18 protein-coding genes are annotated in these 18,634 nt (G+C 70.1%); 6 read left to right on the forward strand and 12 right to left on the reverse strand.

Annotated features, from left to right (window positions below):
• Positions 1 to 50: 50 nt before the first annotated feature.
• The 4 genes from pip to ACFORO_RS33465 are packed head-to-tail and all read right to left on the reverse strand — an operon-like array spanning position 51 to position 2,914.
• On the reverse strand, positions 51 to 998 hold the full coding sequence (pip, locus tag ACFORO_RS33450) for a prolyl aminopeptidase (RefSeq protein WP_354741548.1): 948 nt from the start codon (positions 996 to 998) through the stop codon (positions 51 to 53).
• A gap of 10 nt (positions 999 to 1,008) precedes the next feature.
• On the reverse strand, positions 1,009 to 1,737 hold the full coding sequence (locus ACFORO_RS33455) for an ESX secretion-associated protein EspG (protein ID WP_354741780.1): 729 nt from the start codon (positions 1,735 to 1,737) through the stop codon (positions 1,009 to 1,011).
• Positions 1,738 to 1,761: 24 nt separating this feature from the next.
• On the reverse strand, positions 1,762 to 2,547 hold the full coding sequence (locus ACFORO_RS33460) for a WXG100 family type VII secretion target (RefSeq protein ID WP_377876208.1): 786 nt from the start codon (positions 2,545 to 2,547) through the stop codon (positions 1,762 to 1,764).
• 34 nt (positions 2,548 to 2,581) lie between these two features.
• Positions 2,582 to 2,914, reverse strand: coding sequence for a hypothetical protein (locus ACFORO_RS33465; RefSeq protein ID WP_377876211.1), 333 nt, complete (start codon positions 2,912 to 2,914; stop codon positions 2,582 to 2,584).
• 184 nt (positions 2,915 to 3,098) lie between these two features.
• Here ACFORO_RS33465 and ACFORO_RS33470 point away from each other — a divergent pair, with 184 nt between their 5' ends.
• The 6 genes from ACFORO_RS33470 (at position 3,099) to ACFORO_RS33495 (ending at position 8,750) form a co-directional block, all read left to right on the forward strand.
• Positions 3,099 to 3,686: a TetR/AcrR family transcriptional regulator gene (locus ACFORO_RS33470; protein ID WP_354741543.1), complete on the forward strand. Its 588-nt coding sequence runs from the start codon at positions 3,099 to 3,101 to the stop codon at positions 3,684 to 3,686.
• 40 nt (positions 3,687 to 3,726) lie between these two features.
• The gene (locus ACFORO_RS33475) at positions 3,727 to 4,293 is read left to right on the forward strand and encodes a TIGR03086 family metal-binding protein (protein WP_377876214.1); all 567 of its coding nucleotides are present in this window, start codon (positions 3,727 to 3,729) and stop codon (positions 4,291 to 4,293) included.
• Between the two features lie 398 nt (positions 4,294 to 4,691).
• The gene (locus tag ACFORO_RS33480) at positions 4,692 to 6,014 is read left to right on the forward strand and encodes a hemolysin family protein (protein ID WP_446681620.1); all 1,323 of its coding nucleotides are present in this window, start codon (positions 4,692 to 4,694) and stop codon (positions 6,012 to 6,014) included.
• Positions 6,011 to 7,054, forward strand: coding sequence for a hemolysin family protein (locus tag ACFORO_RS33485; RefSeq protein ID WP_354741537.1), 1,044 nt, complete (start codon positions 6,011 to 6,013; stop codon positions 7,052 to 7,054). The genes ACFORO_RS33480 and ACFORO_RS33485 overlap by 4 nt, the downstream gene beginning before the upstream one ends.
• Positions 7,051 to 7,956 (forward strand): 3-methyladenine DNA glycosylase, encoded by a 906-nt coding sequence (locus ACFORO_RS33490; protein WP_377876217.1) that lies wholly within the window; start codon positions 7,051 to 7,053, stop codon positions 7,954 to 7,956. The genes ACFORO_RS33485 and ACFORO_RS33490 overlap by 4 nt, the downstream gene beginning before the upstream one ends.
• 107 nt (positions 7,957 to 8,063) lie before the next feature.
• Positions 8,064 to 8,750: a hypothetical protein gene (locus ACFORO_RS33495; protein WP_354741533.1), complete on the forward strand. Its 687-nt coding sequence runs from the start codon at positions 8,064 to 8,066 to the stop codon at positions 8,748 to 8,750.
• Between the two features lie 366 nt (positions 8,751 to 9,116).
• On the opposite strand, the gene ACFORO_RS33500 is transcribed toward ACFORO_RS33495, so the two are convergent.
• The 8 genes from ACFORO_RS33500 to ACFORO_RS33535 all read right to left on the reverse strand — a co-directional run bounded on the left by ACFORO_RS33500 (position 9,117) and on the right by ACFORO_RS33535 (position 18,606).
• Positions 9,117 to 9,905 carry an aldo/keto reductase gene (locus ACFORO_RS33500; RefSeq protein ID WP_354741531.1) on the reverse strand — a complete coding sequence of 263 codons (789 nt, stop codon included), beginning with the start codon at positions 9,903 to 9,905 and terminating at the stop codon, positions 9,117 to 9,119.
• 93 nt (positions 9,906 to 9,998) lie between these two features.
• Entirely contained in the window at positions 9,999 to 10,469 is a 471-nt protein-coding gene (locus ACFORO_RS33505) for a hypothetical protein (RefSeq protein ID WP_354741529.1), read from the reverse strand.
• Positions 10,470 to 10,486: 17 nt separating this feature from the next.
• Positions 10,487 to 12,910, reverse strand: a complete 2,424-nt coding sequence (locus ACFORO_RS33510) for a GcvT family protein (RefSeq protein WP_377876220.1) — start codon at positions 12,908 to 12,910, stop codon at positions 10,487 to 10,489.
• A gap of 19 nt (positions 12,911 to 12,929) precedes the next feature.
• Complete coding sequence (gene purU / locus ACFORO_RS33515) at positions 12,930 to 13,775, reverse strand: formyltetrahydrofolate deformylase (RefSeq protein ID WP_377876222.1); 846 nt, start codon at positions 13,773 to 13,775, stop codon at positions 12,930 to 12,932.
• Positions 13,772 to 14,323, reverse strand: coding sequence for a sarcosine oxidase subunit gamma (locus ACFORO_RS33520; RefSeq protein WP_377876224.1), 552 nt, complete (start codon positions 14,321 to 14,323; stop codon positions 13,772 to 13,774). The genes purU and ACFORO_RS33520 overlap by 4 nt, the downstream gene beginning before the upstream one ends.
• Positions 14,313 to 17,078: a 2Fe-2S iron-sulfur cluster-binding protein gene (locus tag ACFORO_RS33525; protein WP_377876226.1), complete on the reverse strand. Its 2,766-nt coding sequence runs from the start codon at positions 17,076 to 17,078 to the stop codon at positions 14,313 to 14,315. Before ACFORO_RS33525 ends, ACFORO_RS33520 begins: the two co-directional genes overlap by 11 nt.
• Positions 17,075 to 17,353 carry a sarcosine oxidase subunit delta gene (locus ACFORO_RS33530; protein ID WP_370937280.1) on the reverse strand — a complete coding sequence of 93 codons (279 nt, stop codon included), beginning with the start codon at positions 17,351 to 17,353 and terminating at the stop codon, positions 17,075 to 17,077. Before ACFORO_RS33530 ends, ACFORO_RS33525 begins: the two co-directional genes overlap by 4 nt.
• 8 nt (positions 17,354 to 17,361) lie before the next feature.
• Positions 17,362 to 18,606, reverse strand: coding sequence for a sarcosine oxidase subunit beta family protein (locus tag ACFORO_RS33535; protein ID WP_377876229.1), 1,245 nt, complete (start codon positions 18,604 to 18,606; stop codon positions 17,362 to 17,364).
• Positions 18,607 to 18,634 lie beyond the last annotated feature (28 nt).

Raw genomic sequence — 18,634 nt, forward strand, 5'->3', positions numbered from 1 at the left:
GGGCCCACGCACCACCGCCACCTGGTTAAACAACAAGCTCAGGGTTCCCCTCACGGACGGGTGGCGAATTTGTCTGTGGCTGCGATTAGGGCGTTTTCCATGTCCGGGACTGCTGTGGTGTGGCCTGCGCCGCCTACCAGGATCAGTTCTGCGTCCGGGATTGCGCGTTCCAGCAGCCAGGGGGTGCCTACGAGGCTGCTCAGGTCCAGGATTCCCTGCACTAGGACTGTGGGGATTCCGGCTAGTTTGCCCGCGTTGCGGAGGATTCCGCCGTCTTCCAGGAAGCAGCCTTGGGAGAAGTAGTGGGTTACCAGGCGGGTGAAGGCCAGTTTGAAGCGGGGCTCTTCGAATTTCGGGGACGGCGGGACGCCGGGGAGCATGGCGGATTCCCAGTCGCTCCAGGCCTGTGCGGCGGGCTCGTGGACTGCTGGGTCCGGGTTGGTGAGGAGGCGGTAGTAGGCCGCTGCCAGGTCGCCGTCTCGTTCGGTTTCCGGTACGCCGTCACGGAATCGCGCGTAAGCCTCGGGGAACATTCCGGCTAGGCCGCCGGTCAGCAGGTCGATTTCCAGCTGGCGGTCGGTGGCCAGGCCCATCATGACGATTTCCGTCACTCGGTCGGGGTGGCGTTCCGCGTAGGCCAGGCCCAGTACGCAGCCCCACGAGCCGCCGAAGAGTTGCCAGCGTTCGATGCCCAGGTTTTCTCGTAGCAGTTCCAGGTCCGCGATCAGGTGGCTGGCGGTGTTCGCCTTCAGTGCTTCGACGGTGTCGCCTGCGTGAGGGGTGCTGCGGCCGCAGCCTCGTTGGTCTACAAGGACTATTCGGTAGCGCGACGGGTCGAAGAATTGGCGCATGCCTTCGCCGCAGCCGGTTCCTGGGCCGCCGTGGAGGACGGCGACCGGTTTGCCGTCCGGGTTGCCGCAGGTTTCCCAGTACACGTGGTGGCCGTCGCCGACGTCCAGCAGGCCGCTGTCGTACGGTTCGATTTCCGGATAGCGCAAGAGCGTTCCCCTAGTTCAGGGTGCGCTCCAGAGACCGCAGCGCACCGCACAGCTCGGCCGGGCCTGCTGGCCCGATCCGGATTTCCGCGTCCGGCCCGGCCCCGACGGTGTAGCTCAGGTACCGGCCCCAGTCCGTGTCCGCGTAGTGCAATGGTTCTTCCAGCCGGACGTACCGGCCGACGTCGTCGCGTCGTCCCGCATACAACTCTCCGCTGCCGTGCACCGGACGCTGCACCAGAGTTAGCACGTCCGACAACACCGGGTCCAACGGAAAAGCGTCCTCGCCTCGGCGCGCGGCTTCGGTGAGGTCCGCGACGCGCACGGTGCGTACATGCCCGCCGCCCGGGCCGACTGCGGGCAGTTGCGCGACCAGCGTTTCCAGCACGCGTTCGCGGTCGATCTCCTGGACGCCGACGTGTTCTCCGTCCGAGACCGCCAGCACTGCCTGCAATCCGCTGGCCGCGGCGAGCACTCCATACGTCCGATCGCCGGTCGCGACCCAGCCGTAGTACTCGATTACCGGGCGCACGAGCAGCGGGAGCCAGTCGAGGAAGTCCACTGTGGCCCGGCCGCGCGAGTCGACCAGGCCGGCCAGCGCGAGCGCGTCGTCCACTCGCTTGGCCGCTTCGTCGCGTTCGGTTTCCGACAGCCACGCCGGATCCGGGCGCAGCGTCACGTGCAGCCGGCCCACCTGCTCGCGTTCGGCCAGCGCCGCGAGCGCTTCGACCGGGACGTCCACTCGTCCCGCCGGATCGGCCACCGGCTACTCCTCCTCGTCGCCGAGAACCGGCAGGGTCGCCGAACCGTCCACGCCGAAAGCGCCCTCCGGATCGGATTCGAGGAGGTAGTCCGGCCGTCGGTGCAGGCCGTCGCCCAGGCCGCCTTGAGCGACCGGGGCGCCGCCGACCGCCGCGCCGGAGCCGCGTTGGGCCGGTTCGCTCATCGGGGTCGGCAGCACGGCGGGACCGGGGCCGTTGCGGTCGTGGCCCGTGGCGGCTTGCGTGCTCGTGCTGTCCGAACAGGTCCGGCGGATCGCGGCGCTGTCGGGGACGATCGGGCCGTATTGCCGGGGCAGCACGCGTTTCGTGTTCGCGGTGACGCCGTGGTACTGCTCCATCACCCGGACGTTGTTCTCGTTCGCGCCGTGGAAGCGGTCGATTCCGTCCTGAAAGGACACTGGCGCGGCCGACGCGGGCAGCACCGCCCGCAGCGGCCCGGCCCACGGCTGCGGCCGCTCCGGGCGAGGCGGCACGTCGACGACCGAATGCCGGGAGCTTTCGAAGCTGCTGGCCTGGGTGTCCATCGACGCGCTGGTGAGGTCGAGCGGGTCGGCGGACTCCCGGAACCCGGCCTCGACCGGTCCCGCGCCCGCTTTCGCCGCGTCCGCGGAGTCGCCGGTCCACGAGCGCGCCATCCGCTCCTGCAGGTCTTTCACGCTCTGTGCGCGCTCCAGGTAGGCCGCGGAAAGCTCCTGGACCTTCGCCGCGGCGGCACGCAGGCCGGACGTGTCGCCGCCGCGGAAGTTGTCGAAGATCTGCTTGCCGTCCACCTGGTTCCCTTCGTGCGCAGCCGGGGTCGTCCGCTTACCGGCCGCGGCCGAGATCGGCGCCGGCCTGGTCCGCCTCGGCCGTCCGGTCCCGCGCGGCGCGCAGCTTCTCGAGGTATCCGGCGGCGTACCGGCGCAGCGCCTCGTTCTGGTCGCGCAGCGTGCGCAGGGAATCCGCGCCGGCGGCGGCGTACTCCGCGCTCGCCGGGTCGGAGCCGGGGGCGGCGAACACCGCGAGGATCTCGTCGATCGCGCGGCCGTCGGCCCCGATCTTGCCGAGCTGGTCCTCCCACAGCCGGATCACGGCGGTCAGCTCCGCCGCGTCCATGGCGAAGCCGCCCCGCGCACGGCCCGACTCGCCGATGACCAAGGCCGCTCCCTTTCCCGGTACTCACGTCGTGACACGCCAGTCGCGATGTGCACAGCGTAGTCAACCGGCCCGGTCGTGTCAGCCGGGAACCCGGCAGTGTGACGGCGCGCATGCGTTCCGCCGTCTCGTCACAGTACGTACGTACGGATTGCGAGAACCCGGTCCTCGATGTCAGGATTTCAGGATGCCACGGGTCAGCCAGGATCACCTCGACGCACGCCGGCGCCAGATCCTCGACGGCTCGCGCGTGTGTTTCGCACGCTACGGCTACGAGGGTGCCACGGTTCGCCGCCTGGAAGAAGCCACCGGTTTGTCGCGCGGGGCGATCTTCCACCACTTCCGCGACAAGGAGTCGCTCTTCCTCGCCCTCGCCGAGGACGACGCGGTGCGGATGGCCGACGTCGTCGCCGAACAGGGCCTGGTCCAGGTCATGCGCGACCTGCTGGCGGGCAACAGCGAGCACCCGGCGGACTGGCTCGGCACCCGGCTGGAGGTGTCCCGGCGGCTGCGCACCGACCCGGAGTTCCGCGGCCGGTGGGCGGAACGCTCGCAGCAGCTGACCGAGGCGACCCGCGACCGTCTCGAATGGCAGCGCAAGGCGGGCAACCTGCGCGACGACGTCGACGTCAGCGTGCTGACCGCGTTCCTGGAACTCGTGCTGGAGGGGCTCGTGTCGCACCTCGCGATGGGGCTTCCCGGCGACGATCTCGGCCCGGTGCTGGACCTGGTCGAGGAGACCGTGCGGCGGCACCGGCCGGGCGCGCGGACCTAGCCTCCGACGCGATCGGGCAGGTTCGTGTTCAATGTGCCCCGTGGATCTCCTCGCCGCCCACGGCAGCGCACTGGACGTGTTCGACGCAGCCGTGCGCGCCGCCGGCTCCGGCGACTGGACCCGCGCCACGCCGTGCACCGACTGGTCAGTACGCGATCTGGTGAACCATCTGGCCGTCGAACAACTCTGGGTACCGCATCTGCTCGCCGGGGCGACGCTCGACGAGGTCGGCACCCGCTACGACGGCGACGTCCTCGGCGACGACCCGCTCTCGGCCTGGGAGAAAGCCTCGGCCGCCGCTCGCGAGGCGTGGCTCTCCCCCGGTGCGCTGCGCCGCACCGTGCACGTCTCGTTCGGGCTGGTGCCCGCCGAGGAGTACTGCTGGCAGATGACGCTCGACCTCGCCGTGCACGGCTGGGACCTCGCCACCGCGCTGGGCCGCCCGAATCCGGTGCCGGGCCCGTTGGCCGGACGGCTGCTCGACGTGCTGCGGCCGATGATCGACGACTGGCAGGGGCTCGGGCTGTTCGACCCGCCGGTCGCGGTCGGCCGCACCGCCGCGGCTCCCGACCGGCTCGTCGCTCTGCTCGGCCGCCGTCCGCGCTGAACCACCACAGTGGACAGAGCGACCCAATGTGGCATTGGGTGCGTCAGATGCACCCAATGCGGCGTTCGGTGCGTCCCACGCACCCAATGTGGCATTGGGGTGGTCCGCACCGCCCAGGCCGAGCCGGGCACCGCGTCCGGGCCGAAACATCGCTGGCCGAGCGGCGGCCCTCGCGGTGATGTGAGCGAAAATCCGGCGCCAGGTTCGCGTCCTGTCGCGGCCCGGCTGCCGCGACCCGGTAGGATTGTCGGCATCGTCGCACTACAAACCAGTTATGCCGAGGAGTGACTTCCATCCGTGCGCGCTGCGCCATCGCCCGGTGACAGTACCGGGCCGGGTCCCGCCCGACCCGGCTTCCCGCCCGCCGTCCGTTCCAGCGTCCCGGACGGTGCGCTGTGATCCACGTCCTGCTTTCCGTGCTCGGCGTGCTGCTCTTCCTTCTTCTCACGATCGGCACCGGCCTCGCCGTGGCCGCCGAGTTCTCGCTGACCGCGCTCGAGCGCAGCACCGTCGACGCGGACGTCCGCCAGGTCGGTGACAAGCGTTCGCGCACCGTCCAGAAGGCCCACCGCACGCTGAGCTTCCAGCTGTCCGGCGCGCAGGTCGCGATCACGCTCACCACGCTGATCACCGGTTTCCTGGCCGAGCCGCTCATCGGCGACCTGGTCCGCCCGCTGCTCGACGCCATGGGCCTGCCCGAATCGGCGGCGTCCGGGGTCGCGGTGGCGGTCGCGCTGGTGCTGGCCACCTTCCTGTCGATGATCCTCGGCGAGATGGTGCCGAAGAACCTCGCGATCGCCCGGCCGCTGCCGACCGCCCGCGCGGTTTCCGGTTACCACGCCCGGTTCTCCGCGCTGTTCCGCTGGCTCATCACGCTGATGAACAACAGCGCGAACTTCCTCGTCCGCAAGTTCGGCATCGAACCGCAGGAGGAGCTCCGGTCCGCGCGCTCGCCGCAGGAGCTGGGCTCGATCGTCCGCTCCAGCGCGGAAAGCGGGAAGCTCGACACGTCCACGGCGGAGCTGCTGGACCGCTCGCTGCGCTTCGGCGACCGCACCGCGGACGAGCTGATGACGCCGCGCGTGCAGGTCGAATCGCTCACCGTGGACGACACGATCGACGACCTGATCGACATCTCGCGGCGCACCGGGTTCTCGCGGTTCCCGGTCTACACCGAGGATCTCGACGACGTCCAGGGCGCGGTGCACGTCAAGCAGGCGTTCGCCGTCCCGGCCGCCGACCGCGCGACCACCCGGATCCGCTCGGCGATGCGCCCGGTGCCGACGGTGCCGGAATCGCTGCCCGGCGACGATCTGCTGAACCGGCTGCGCGATTCGCGCTACCAGCTCGCGATCGTGGTCGACGAGTACGGCGGCACCGCCGGGCTGGTCACGCTGGAGGACGTGGTCGAGGAGATCATCGGCGACGTCCGCGACGAGCACGACGACCGCGAGGCCCCGGCCGCGCAGCAGCTCGGCGCGGACCGCTGGCTCGTGTCCGGGCAGCTGCGCGCGGACGAGGTCCGCGACATCACCGGCTTCCGGATGCCCGAGGGCGACTACGAAACGATCGCCGGCCTGATCCTGGAGCGGCTCGGGGCGATCCCGGCCGAGGGCGACGAGGTCGAGGTCGACGGCTGGCGGCTCGCGGTCACCAGCATGGACCGGCACCGCGTCGCCGAGGTCCAGGTGCGCCCGGCCGAACGCGAGGTGACCGCGTGAGCGACTGGCTGAACATCGCACTGGTCGTGGTCCTGCTGCTGGCCAACGCGTTCTTCGTGGGCGCGGAATTCACCCTGATCTCCTCGCGCCGCGACCGGCTGGAAGCGTTGCTGGAGCAGGGAAAGACGCGAGCGCAGATCGTCATCAACGCGAGCAAGCACGTCTCGCAGATGCTCGCCGGGGCCCAGCTCGGGATCACGATCTGCTCGCTGCTGCTCGGCCGCTTGGGCGAGCCCGCGGTCGCGCACCGGCTGTCCGGGTTCTTCGACCTGCTCGGCTTGCCCGACCAGCTGCTGCACCCGATCTCGTTCGCGATCGCGCTGGCGTTCATCACCATGCTGCACGTGCTGATCGGCGAGATGGTGCCGAAGAACCTCGCGATCGCCGAACCGGAGCGGCTGGCGCTGTGGCTCGTGCCGGTGCACGTGGCGTGGGTGAAAGTGGCGAACCCGATCATCGCGTTCCTCAACTTCGTCGCGAATTCCTTGCTGCGCCTGATGAAGGTGGAGCCGAAGGACGAACTGGAGACCGCGTACAGCTCCGACGAGCTCGCCGAACTGCTCAGCGAATCGCGCCAGGAAGGGCTGCTCGAGCAGTCCGAGCATCAGCGGCTTTCGCAGACGCTGTCGTCGGTCGCCAAGACTGTCGCGGACGTGCTGGTGCCTACTTCGGAACTGACGACGCTCCCCTGCGGGCCGACGCTCGGCGATGTCGAGCGAGCGGTGTCCACCACGGGGTTCTCGCGATTCCCGGTGTGCACAGAGGACGGTTCGCTGACCGGCTACATCCACGTGAAGGACGTTCTGGATCTCGTCGGCCAGGACCCCAGCACGGTCGTGCCGGACGACAAGACGCGGCCGCTCACCGAATTGCGGTCGGACGCTCGGCTGGACGTCGCGCTTTCGGCCATGCGTAAGGAAGGCAGCCACCTCGCGCGGGCGCTCGACGCTTCCGGCGCGGCGGTCGGCGTGGTGGCCTTGGAGGACCTCGTCGAGGAGTACGTGGGGACCGTTCGCGACGGCACCCACGTGGCGGCATGAGCGCGCAGGTCGTGCTCGCCGAGGCGGACTGGCAGGCCCGGGAGCGAGCGCACGCCGAGCGGATGCGCGCGTGGACCGGGCCGCACCAGGAACGCCGGGCGCGGGACGAGAAACATCCCGTGCTGGATTTCCTGTTCACCTATTACTCGCATCGGCCGGGGCATGTCGAACGCTGGCAGCCGGGTCCGGGCGTGGCGCTCGCGGGCGAGTCCGCGCGGCGGTTCCTCGAACGTCCGGCTTACGTCGAGACCGAGGCCGGGGTGATGCTCGACCCGGCGGCCTTCACCGGCCGCCGCGCGCGCACCGCCGAGTTCGTGCTGAAACTGTTGTCGGCCACGGCGTCCCGGTCGCCGCGGCTGAGCTGTTTCGGGCTCCACGAATGGGCCATGGTCTACCGCGAGCCCGCGGACTCGGTGCGGCACGCGCAGGTCCCGCTGCGACTCGGTTCGGCGGGGACCGACGAGGTCGTGGAATCGACGGACATCCGGTGCGGGCATTACGACGCGTTCCGGTTCTTCACCGACCCGGCGCGGCCGCGCAACACCCTCGCGCCGACGCGGGAATCGCAGGTCGAACTGGAACAGCCGGGCTGCTTGCACGCCACTATGGATTTGTTCAAATGGGCTTACAAGCTCGATCCGTTCGTGCCCGCCGAACTGGTCGGCGACTGTTTCGCGCTCGCCGCGGACGTCCGTGAACTGGACATGCGGGCCAGCCCGTACGATCTAGCGGACTACGGCTACCGGCCGGTGCCGATCGAGACCCCCGAAGGGCGGGCCTCCTACGCCCGCGCCCAGGCCGGATTCGCCGAGCGGGCCGCGCCGCTGCGGGCCCGTCTCATCGGCCTCTGCCGCGGGCTTCTCGCCGACCCGGCGAAGCCGCCGGAGTCGCCCGAATACTGAGCCGACAACTCTGCGTAACAATATTCACTGCAGGTCGCTGGCCTGATAGAGTGATAACGGTTTGGTTGCATGACAGAGCGTGTTGTGCACATCACGAAAGGACAACGATGGGGCGTCACAACCTGCCCGAGGAGCCGGTGCCGCACCCCCTCGATCCGCCGAAGCGGCCCGTCGGCCGCAGCGAGACGACCGGATCGCACCGGATCGTCGCCAAGAAGGCTCCCCGCAGGCGGATCGCGAAGTGGCCTCTCGTGGCACTCGGGCTCGTGGTGCTGGCGACGCTCGGCGTCGTCGGGTGGAACTGGGCCGACAGCGTGCTCAACAACCGGGCCGAGGCGCAGGCCGCCAGCTGCAACGGCGGCCGTACCGACATCCGGATCGTGGTGACCCCGCAGATCACCAAGCCGGTCGAGGCCGCGGCGGCGCGCTGGAACCAGGACCTCACCCAGGTGCACGGCAGCTGCGTGCACGTGGCCGTGCAGAGCAAGCCCGCGTCCGACGTGCTCAACGCGCTCACCGGAAAGTCCTCGCTCGACTCCATCGGCGGCCTCCCCGACGGCTGGATCCCCGAGTCGTCGTACTGGGTCTCCCAGCTGTCGAAGGCGAAGCCGGACGTCATCGGCTCCCCCGCGATGCCGATCGGCTCCGGCCCGCCCGCGGACTACCCGTTCGTCGGCCTGTCCGGCACGTCGATCGACGAGGTCCAGCAGCGCGGGACGCAGAGCTTCCGGGCGTTCCTCAAGGAACCGGCCCAGCTGGCCGACTTCGCGGCGGCGGGGATTCGCGCTTCCTGATCTCTCGTTCCCGGCACCGCTTCAGTCCAAGCTTGGGCTGGGGCGGTGTTGTGTTTTCGGGGCAGGCGGGAAGGGCGGCTTGGGGGCGCGGCCGATTTTGCCGCCGCCTGCCCTCGCGGCTGCGGGAACCTCGTGCCGCCTCAGTCCGCGTCGAACTGGGGCGGTTGTCGTGTTTCCGGGGCACGCCGCCTGACCGCGCCCTGGCCGGACGGCTCCGGCGCGCGGGCGGGAGCTAACGGCCCGGCTGTCGGCTTCGCGGCGGTGGGGATGCGTGCTTCCCTGACCGCGTCGTGGGTGGCAATCCCGGTTAGAACCGGCATAAACACTCACGAGGCCCTGCCCGTGCTGGCTCGTGTGCGTCGCCGCTCAGGAGTCGAGTTCGGCCAGCGCCAGCAGGTCGTCCTCGGCGAGTTCGAAGTCGAACACCGCCGCGTTCTCCCGGATCCTCGAGGGCGTCGCGGATTTCGGGATCGCGATGATCCCCAGCTGCAGATGCCACCGCAGCACGAGCTGGGCGGGCGTCTTTCCGTACTTCGCGGCCAGCGACGTGATCACCCGGTCGTTCAGGTGCCTGCCGCGGGCCAGCGGGCTCCAGGCTTCGGTCGCGATGCCGTGCTCGGCGTGGAACGCGCGCAGCGGGGCCTGCTGCTGCCACGGGTGCAGTTCGACCTGGTTGACCACCGGCACGACGTCGGTCTCGTCGAGCAGCCGGCGCAGGTGGTCGATGCCGAAGTTCGACACGCCGATCGCCCGGACGCGGCCCTCGTTCAGCAGCAGTTCCAGCGCGCGCCAGGTTTCGACGTAGCGGTCCAGTTCCGGTTTCGGCCAATGGATCAGGTAGAGGTCGACCGGGCCGACCCCGAGCGCTTCGGCACTGCGGTCGAACGCGCGCAGGGTGTTGTCGTAGCCGTGGTCGGTGTTCCAGACCTTCGTGGTGACGAAGATGTCCTCGCGCGGCAGCCCGGACTCCCGCACGGCGGTGCCGACCTCGGCCTCGTTGCCGTACATCGCGGCGGTGTCGATGCTGCGGTACCCGGCTTCGAACGCGGTCGCGACGACCTTCGCGACCTGGTCCGGCCGGACCTGGTACATGCCGAGTCCGAGCTGCGGGACGGTGACGGAGTTGTTCAGCGTGAGCAGGGGCGGCACAGCCATGCGGCGATCCTCACTGCGGTGTCTGCGGTGTTCCGGGGAACGGGTCTCCTGAAGAACACCGCAGATCTTGCCATTCCCCGGACGCCGCCGCTTTCACACCCCGCTGTGCGCGCCCGAGCGCACCGCCTCCGTCACTCGTGCGGCCCGTTCGGCCACCGCATCGGCACCGGCTGCGAAACCGTTTCGCGATTCGACCGCGACGGACGCTGTCCGCGCTGAGGAACCGGCCATTTCGGCGGCTGCGGACACGTCGACCAGTGCCGCTGGGTCCACAGTGGACAGCAAGCGTTCCGCCACTCGGACCACTTCCCCCGCCGCCGCCACGACGTCCGCGGCGGGCTGGGCTCGGTCGGGCACGTCGTGGGTGACGGCGTGTGCGTCGATCTCCGCCAGCCGCAACGCATGCCGGGTGAGGTGGTCTGCCTCGGCGTCGCCACCAGCGGCCCGGCTTAGCAACGCTGCGGCTTGCGCGAGGGCGAGGGCCGCGACCGTTGCCCCGGCCGGAGCCGGGAGCGCGGGCCGGGCGAGGGTTTTCAGGAAGTCGCTCACGATCTGGTCCCGCATGGCTGGTTTCCTTCCGCTCAGCGCCGGATGCGCTCCATCCCGGGGTCGACCAGCGGTTCCGCGGCCACCGTCGCGGGGACTCGCCTGCCGAAGTACTCGATCTCCACGGTGTCGCCGATCGCGACCGTGCCCGGCAGCCAGGCGTACGCGATGGGACGGCCGATTGTGTAGCCGTAGGCCGCGCTCGTGACGTATCCCGCCGGGGCGCCGTCCACGAACACCGGTTCCTTGCCCAGCACGACAGTCCGGCCGTCGTCCACGGTGAGGCAGCGCAGCCGCCGGGCCGAGGTTTCTTCGCTGCGGCCGTCGATGGCTGCCCGGCCCGCGAACTCGCCCTTCGCCGGGCGCACCGCGAACCCGACTCCTGCCTCGTACGGGTCGTGCTCGGTGGTCATGTCGGTGCCCCACAGCCGGTAGCCCTTCTCCAGCCGGAGGCTGTTGAACGCGCCGCGCCCGGCCGCGATGACGCCTAACGCTTGCCCGGCGCGCCACAGCGCGTCCCACAGGCGCTGGCCGTTGTCCGCGGACGTGTAGATCTCCCAGCCGAGTTCGCCCACATAGGACAGTCGCAGGATCGTCACCGGCACCCCGGCGATCCGGGCGCGGCGGCCGCGGAAGTACTTGAGCCCGGTGTGCGAAAGGTCTTCCGCCGACAGCGGCTGCACCAGGTCGCGGGCGAGCGGACCCCACACGCCGATGCAGCAGGTGCCGCCGGTGGTGTCCTCGACCCGGACGCCTTCCGGAGCTCGGCTGCGCAGGTAGGCGACGTCGATGGTGCCGTTGATGCCGACCTGGAACAGCTCCGGTTCGAGCCGTGCCACGGTGATGTCGCTGCGGACTCCCCCGGCGTCGTCGAGCATCAGCGTGTATGTCACCGAGCCGACCGACTTCGCCAGCTGGTTCGTCGTGAGCCCCTGCAGGAATTCCAGGGAACCCGGTCCGCTGACCTCGACGCGTTTGAGCGGGGTCATGTCGTACATCGCGACGCGGTTTCGCGTGTGCCAGGCCTCGGCCGCCACGATCGGCGAGTGGAACTGCCCGGCCCAGGCGTCGCGCGCGGGCGGGAGGAAGTCGTGCGGCAGGTCTTTCAGCAGCGACGCGTTGGCCTCGAACCACTGCGGCCGCTCCCAGCCGCCCGCCTCGAGGAACACCGCGCCCAGCTCCCGCTGCCGCGCGTGGAACGGGCTGACCCGCAGGTCGCGCGGCGAAAGCCGGGGCTGCAGCGGGTGCAGGACGTCGTAGATCTCCACGAAGTTCTGCTGCGCGGTCTCGCGGATGTACTCCGGGGCGAGCTGGATGTCCTCGAACCGGTGCACGTCCAACTCGTGCAGGTCGGTCTCGGAGCGACCGTCCACAATAGATTCCGCCACGGCCTTCGCGATGCCCGCGGAATGCGTGACCCAGATGGCCTCGGCGATCCAGAATCCGCGCACGTCGGAGGATTCGCCGACCAGCGAGCCGCCGTCGGGGGTGAAGGAGAAGATGCCGTTGAAGCCCTCCTCCGCCTTGGTCTGGCCGAGCGCGGGCAGCAGGAGCTTGCTTTCCTCCCACGACGGCGCGAAATCGTCCTCGGTGAACGGCAGCATCGACGGCATCGCGGACGCGGTGACCTCGCCGGGTTCGGCGAATTTGTCCACGGGCATCGGGCGGTGCGCGTACGAGCCGATGCCGAGCCGGTCGCCGTGCTGGCGGAAGTAGAGGTCCTGGTCCTGGTGGCGCAGGATCGGCAGCGCCGGGTGCACCGGGTCGGCTCCGGCCAGTTCGGCGAGCTGACCGGTCTTCGCGTACTGATGGGCCAGCGGCAGCAGCGGCACGGTCATGCCGACCATTTCGCCGATCTCCCGGCCCCAGAATCCGGCGCAGGACACCACGATGTCGGCCGGAATCACGTCGTCGGCAGTCTCGACGCCGGTGACGTGGCCGTGCGCCTGCTGGATGCCGGTGACCCGGGTCGAGCCGACGAACCGCGCGCCACGCGAGGAAGCCCGTTTGATCAGCTCGTCCACCGCGCGCGAAGCGACCGCGAGCCCGTCGGTCGGGACATACAGCGCGCCGTAGATCTGGTTTTGGTCGAGCATCGGCCAGCGGCGCACGCATTCGTCCGGGTCGATCAGCCGCGCCTCGACGCCCCACGACGTCGCCCAGCCGTGCTTGCGTTTCAGGTCCTCCCAGCGCGCCGCGGTGCTGGCCACCTCCATGCCGCCGACCTGCTCGAAACAGCCGAGGTCGAGCAGTTTCGCGACGGTGTAGCCGGCGAACTCGGTCATCGCCTTCGACGGGTTGGTCTGGAACACCAGTCCCGGCGCGTGCGACGTCGAGCCTCCGGTCAACGGCAGCGGGCCCTGGTCGAGCACGGTGACGTCGGTCCAGCCGCGCAGGGTCAGCTCGTCGGCGAGGTTCGCGCCCACGATTCCGGCGCCGATGATCACGACACGGGTCATGAGAACTCCCTGGGGTAGGTCAGCGGAAGACGACGGTCCGGGTGCCGTTGAGGAGGACGCGCCGCTCGCAGTGCCAGCGCACCGCGCGGGAAAGGGCGAGCGCTTCGGCGTCACGGCCGACGGTCGCCAGGGCGCGCGGCGAGTGCGAGTGGTCGACCCGCTGCACTTCTTGCTCGATGATCGGGCCTTCGTCGAGTTCGGGGGTCACGTAGTGCGCGGTCGCGCCGACGTACTTGACGCCCCGGTCGTAGGCCTGGGCGTACGGTTTCGCGCCCTTGAAGCCGGGCAGGAACGAGTGGTGGATGTTGATCGCGCGGCCCTGCAGCTTCTGGCACAGCTCGTCCGAGAGGACCTGCATGTACCGGGCCAGTACGACGAGGTCGATGTCGTGCTCCCGCACCAGGTCCAGCAGCCGCTGTTCGGCCTCCGGCTTGGTCGCGGGCGTCACCGGGATGTGCACGAACGGCAGTCCGGCGGCCTCGGCCATCGGGCGCAGGTCCTCGTGATTCGACGCCACGAGCGCGATTTCCGCGCCGAGTGCGCCCGCGCGCCAGCGGAAGAGGAGGTCGTTGAGGCAGTGCCCGGCCTTCGACACCATCACCAGCAGTCGGTCCGGGGTGCGGTCGGAGAACCGGTACCGCATGGCGTAATCGCGGGCGACGAGGTCGAACTCGCGGGTGAGATCGTCCGCTGTGGCCGGTCCGGCGCAGGCGAATTCGGTGCGCAGGAACAGTTCCCCGTGCACGTCGTCGTCGAACTGCTGGTGCTCGACGATGTCGCAGCCGTTGCCGACGAGGAACGTCGTCACGGCGTGCACGATCCCGGAGCGCTCGGGGCAGTGCAGGGTCAAGGTGAACTGGGTCAAGACTCCTCCTCTCGATATTCCAGTGCCGCGTCGGCGAGCCAGGCGGCGAAATAGGGGGCGAACGACTGGCGCACGAGCACGGTGAACTCGTCCGTTTCCCGCACCAGCAGGACGATTCCGGTGCGGGCGAGCAACGTCTGCACGCAGGTGCCCGGCAGAGCGGCCTTCGGGTGGAGATCGATCGCACAGCCGTGCGCCAGGACGTCGCGGGCCGCCGGTCCGCCGAGCTGCACGGTGGTGCGCTGAGCGGACACATCGGTGACCGCACCGACGGTGATCGCTTCTCGCAGCGCTGCTTCGGTGCCTTCGGGAGCGCCGAGCACGAGGTACTCGTCGGGGCCGAGCCACAGGACGTCGCCGATTCCGCTGGTGAACTGGCAGACGTCCGGCAGTTCGGTGCCGAGCACGGCTGCCGCGGCGTCGTGGCCTTCGCGGATGCGGACGTTGAGCTGCGAGACGAACGGGCGTTCTTCGGCGAGCACGGCCGGAGCGCTGCTGGCGAGCAGGCCCGCGTGCTCCGCGAGCGGAGACAGGGTCTTAGCCGTCACGGCGGGTCCCCTCCTTGTCGTAGAGCACGGTTTCGGTCACCGTCACCGGCACGACCTCGTCGCCGACCGGGACGTACAGCGTCTCCCCGATCCGCTCCTGGCCGGAGCGGACGACCGCGAGCGCGAAGGTCCGGTTCAGCGCGGCGCTCGGGTAGCTGGAGGTGACGTGGCCGAGCATGCGCACCGGCGGGCGCGGGACGTGCGCGGTTTCGATGATCTGCGCGCCTTCCGGCAGCAGCACAGTGGGATCGACCGGCAGCAGGCCGACGAGTTGTTTCCGGTCCGGGCGCAGGTTTTCCGCCCGGGAGAAGGACCGTTTGCCGAGGAAGTCGGCCTTCTTCTTGGACACCGCCCAGCTCATGCCGAGGTCGTGGGGGGTGACCGTGCCGTCGGTGTCCTGGCCGATGATCGGGTAGCCCTTCTCGGCGCGCAGGACGTGCATGGTTTCGGTGCCGTACGGCGTGATTCCCCGCTCCGCCAACGCTTCCCAGAGCGCCAGGCCGTACCAGGACGGCACGTTGATCTCGTAGGCCAGCTCGCCGGAGAAGCTGATCCGGCACACCCGTGCGGCGATTCCGGCGACCTCGGCGTCGCGCCAGGCCATGAAGCCGAACGCGTCGTTGCTGACGTCCAGCTCCGGCGCGAGCCCGGCGAGGATCTCGCGCGAACGCGGGCCGACGAGCGGGACGGTGGCCCAGTGCTCGGTGACCGAGGTGGCGAACACGCGCAGGTGCGGCCACTCGGTTTGCAGCCACTCCTCCATCCAGTCCAGCACCATCGCGGCGTTGCCGGTGGTAGTGGTGACGAGGAAGCGGTCCTCGGCCACGCGGATGACGGTGCCGTCGTCGATGACCATGCCGTCGACGCCGCACATGACGCCGTACCGGATTCGGCCGACCTTCAGCGTGCTCATCAGGTTCGTGTAGAGCAGGTCGAGGAACTCGGCGGCGTCCGGGCCTTGGACGTCGATCTTGCCGAGGGTGGAGCCGTCCATCATCGCCACGTCGGTGCGGGCGGCAAGGCACTCCCGCCGCACCGCCGCGGGAAGGTCCTCGCCTGGCCGCGGGTAGTACCAGGGGCGCTTCCACTGGCCGACGTTCTCGAATTCCGCGCCGTGTTCGACATGCCAGGAGTGCAATGCGGTCACGCGGACCGGGTCGTGCAGTTCGCCGCGGTTCCGTCCGGCCAACGCGGCGAAGGCGACGGGCGTGTACGGCGGGCGGTAGGTGGTCGGGCGGCGGTCCGCGAGGTCGACGCCGAGGGCTTCGGCGGTGATCCCGGCGGCGAGCATGCCGGAGGTTTTGCCCTGGTCGTGCGCGGTGCCGATGGTGGTGTAGCGCTTGACGTGCTCCAGCGAGGTGAGACCCGCGCCGGTCGCGCGGAGCACGTCGGAGACGGTGGCGTCGCGCTGCAGGTCCACGAAACGGGTGTCCACATCGGACTCTGGGCTGGGGATCTGCCATTCGACGGCGGGGGCCAGCTCGCGCGGTCGAGCGTCGGAGACCGGGAGCGGGATCTCCACTGGTGCTTTCGCGGCGGCGGCGCGGCCTTCCCGCACGCAACCGGCGAAGTCGAAGGTACCGTTCGCGCTGCCTGCCACCCGTGCGTTCGGGAGTTCTCCGTCGGGGAGATACGCGCCGAGGGCGGGTTCGTAGCGCAAGGCGCCGCGCAGCTGGCTGAACAGGTGGACGGCGGGGGTCCAGCCGCCCGAGACCAGGAGCGTGTCGCACGGGATGAGTTCCCCGGCGACTCGTACGCCGGTGACGCGCTCAGTGCCCGCGGTTCCGGTCACCGCGGCATCGGTGCGGACCTCGATCCCCCGTTCCGCGCAGACCGCTGCCCAGTTCTCCGGGGCGGCCGGGCGAACGTCGACCACCAGCGGGACCTCCACGCCAGCGTCGGCGAGGTCGATCGCGGTGGCGTAGGCGGAGTCGTCCATGGTGAACACGACCGCGCGGCGGCCGGGCAGGACGCCGTACCGGTGCAGGTAAGTCCGTGCGGCGCTCGCGAGAAGGATGCCGGGGCGGTCGTTGTCCGGGAACACGATCGGGCGTTCGTGCGCGCCGGTCGCGAGGACGGTCTGCTTCGCGCGGATCCGCCACACGCGCTGCCGGGCCGCGCCGGAGGTCCGGTTTTGCACGGCCAGGACGAAACCGTCGTCGTACGCGCCGAACGCGGTGGTCCGGTCGAGCACGTGCACGTCCGGGGTCGCGCGGAGTTCGTCGGCGATCGCGCGGGCCCACTCGACAGCGGGTTTGAGATCCACGTACTCGTTCGAGCCGAGCAGCGAACCGCCGGGTTCCGGTTGGTCGTCCACCAGCACGACTCGCGCTCCGGCACGGGCCGCCGTGCGGGCGGCGACGAGCCCAGCCGGTCCCGCGCCGATCACCAGCACGTCGCAGTGCAGGTGCTTCGCGTCGTACCGCGCCGGGTCCGGTTCGGTCGCCAATCGGCCTTGTCCGGAAAGGCTGCGCGCGACCAGGCCGTCGAACAGCTCGACGGTGGTGGCGGTCTGCATCGGCTCGGGAAACGGCTTTTCCAGCTGCACCACCGCGTTCGGCTCTTCGACGCCCGCTGCCATGATGCCGCGCGGACGGCCGAGCTTCACGCTCCTCGCCACCTGGTGCACACCGTTCGCGAGCAGCGCAGAGGCGAGCGTGTCGCCCGGGTGCCCACTGAGGACACGGCCGTCGAAGGTGAACTGGAGCTGGGTGTCGCGGTCGACGTAGCCGCCGCTGGGGAGGCGGAAGGTCATGGGATCACCGGCCGGGGTTCGTCGAGGCGGTAAACCGCCGCGAGTTCGTGGGTGCGGGTGTCGCGGACGGCGTTGAACCAACGGCGGCAGCCCGCGCTGTGCGTCCAGCGCTCGGCGAGCGGGCCGCTCGGGTTGGCGCGGAAGAACACGTACTTCGCCCAGTCCTCGTCGGACAGCGCGGCAGGCTCCTGCGGGTACGCGACGTGGGCTTGGCCGCCGTAGTGGAATTCGGTCTCCTCGCGGGGACCGCACCAGGGGCAGGGAATCAGCTGCACAGTGGCTCCTAGTGCGCGACGGCGGCGGCGCCGTGCTCGTCGACGAGCGCGCCGGTGGTGAACCGGTCGAGGGTGAAGGGTTCGGCGTACGGATGCGGTTTGCCCTTCGCGACGGTGTGCGCGAAGCAGTCGCCGACGCCCGGTGTGGCCTTGAACCCGCCGGTCCCCCAGCCGCAGTTGAGGTACAGGTTCTCCACCGGGGTCAGGCCGACGATCGGCGAGGCGTCCGGGGTCACGTCGACGATGCCCGCCCACGTCCGCAGCAGGTGCGCCCGCGCGAAGACCGGGAACAGCTCCAGCGCGGCGGCCATCTGGTCCTCGATGATGTGGAACGCGCCGCGCTGGCCGTAGCCGGCGTAGGAGTCGATGCCCGCGCCCATCACGAGTTCTCCCTTGTGCGCCTGGGAAACGTAGACGTGCACGGCGTTCGACATCACCACCGTCGGGTGCACCGGTTCGAGCAGCTCCGACACGAGCGCCTGCAGCGGATGCGACACCAGCGGCAGGTCGATCCCGGCCATCTTCGCCAGCACCGAACTGTGCCCGGCCGCGCACAACGCGACCTTCCCGGCGGCGATCCGGCCCCGGCTGGTTTCGACCGCGACCACCTTGCCGTCGCGCGTCTCGATGCCGGTGACCGCGCAGTTCTGGATGAGGTCGACGCCCATCTCAGCGGCCGCGCGGGCGAAACCCCAAGCGACGTAGTCGTGTTTGGCGATTCCGGCGCGCGGCTGATAGGTCGCGCCCAGGACCGGATAGCGGACGTCCGGCGAGGTGTTCACGATCGGGCAGAGTTCCTTGACCCCGTCCGCGTCGACCCACTCCGCGTCGATCCCGTTGAGCCGGTTGGCGTTGACCCGGCGCACGCTGTCGCGGACGTCCTGCAGGCTGTGCGCGAGGTTGAGCACGCCGCGCTGGCTGAACAGGATCGGGTAGCCGAGGTCTTCTTCGAGGCCCTCCCACAGCTTCAGCGAGTGCTCGTAGATGCCGGAGCTTTCGTCCCACAGGTAGTTGGACCGGATGATCGTCGTGTTGCGGGCCATGTTCCCGCCGGCGAGCCAGCCTTTCTCCAGCACCGCGACGTTGGTGATGCCGTGCACCTTGGCGAGGTAGTAGGCGGTCGCGAGGCCGTGCCCGCCGCCGCCCACCACGACGACGTCGTACGCGCGCTGCGGCTCCGGGTCCCGCCACAGGAAGTCCGGGTGGTCCGGCAGGTCCGCGCCCGGGGGACGCGGCTGGTCCGTCGTGGTCATTCCGGCTGGCCTCCCGTATCGGACAACT

This window comes from Amycolatopsis halotolerans, from assembly GCF_042647905.1.
GTDB lineage: Bacteria > Actinomycetota > Actinomycetes > Mycobacteriales > Pseudonocardiaceae > Amycolatopsis > Amycolatopsis halotolerans.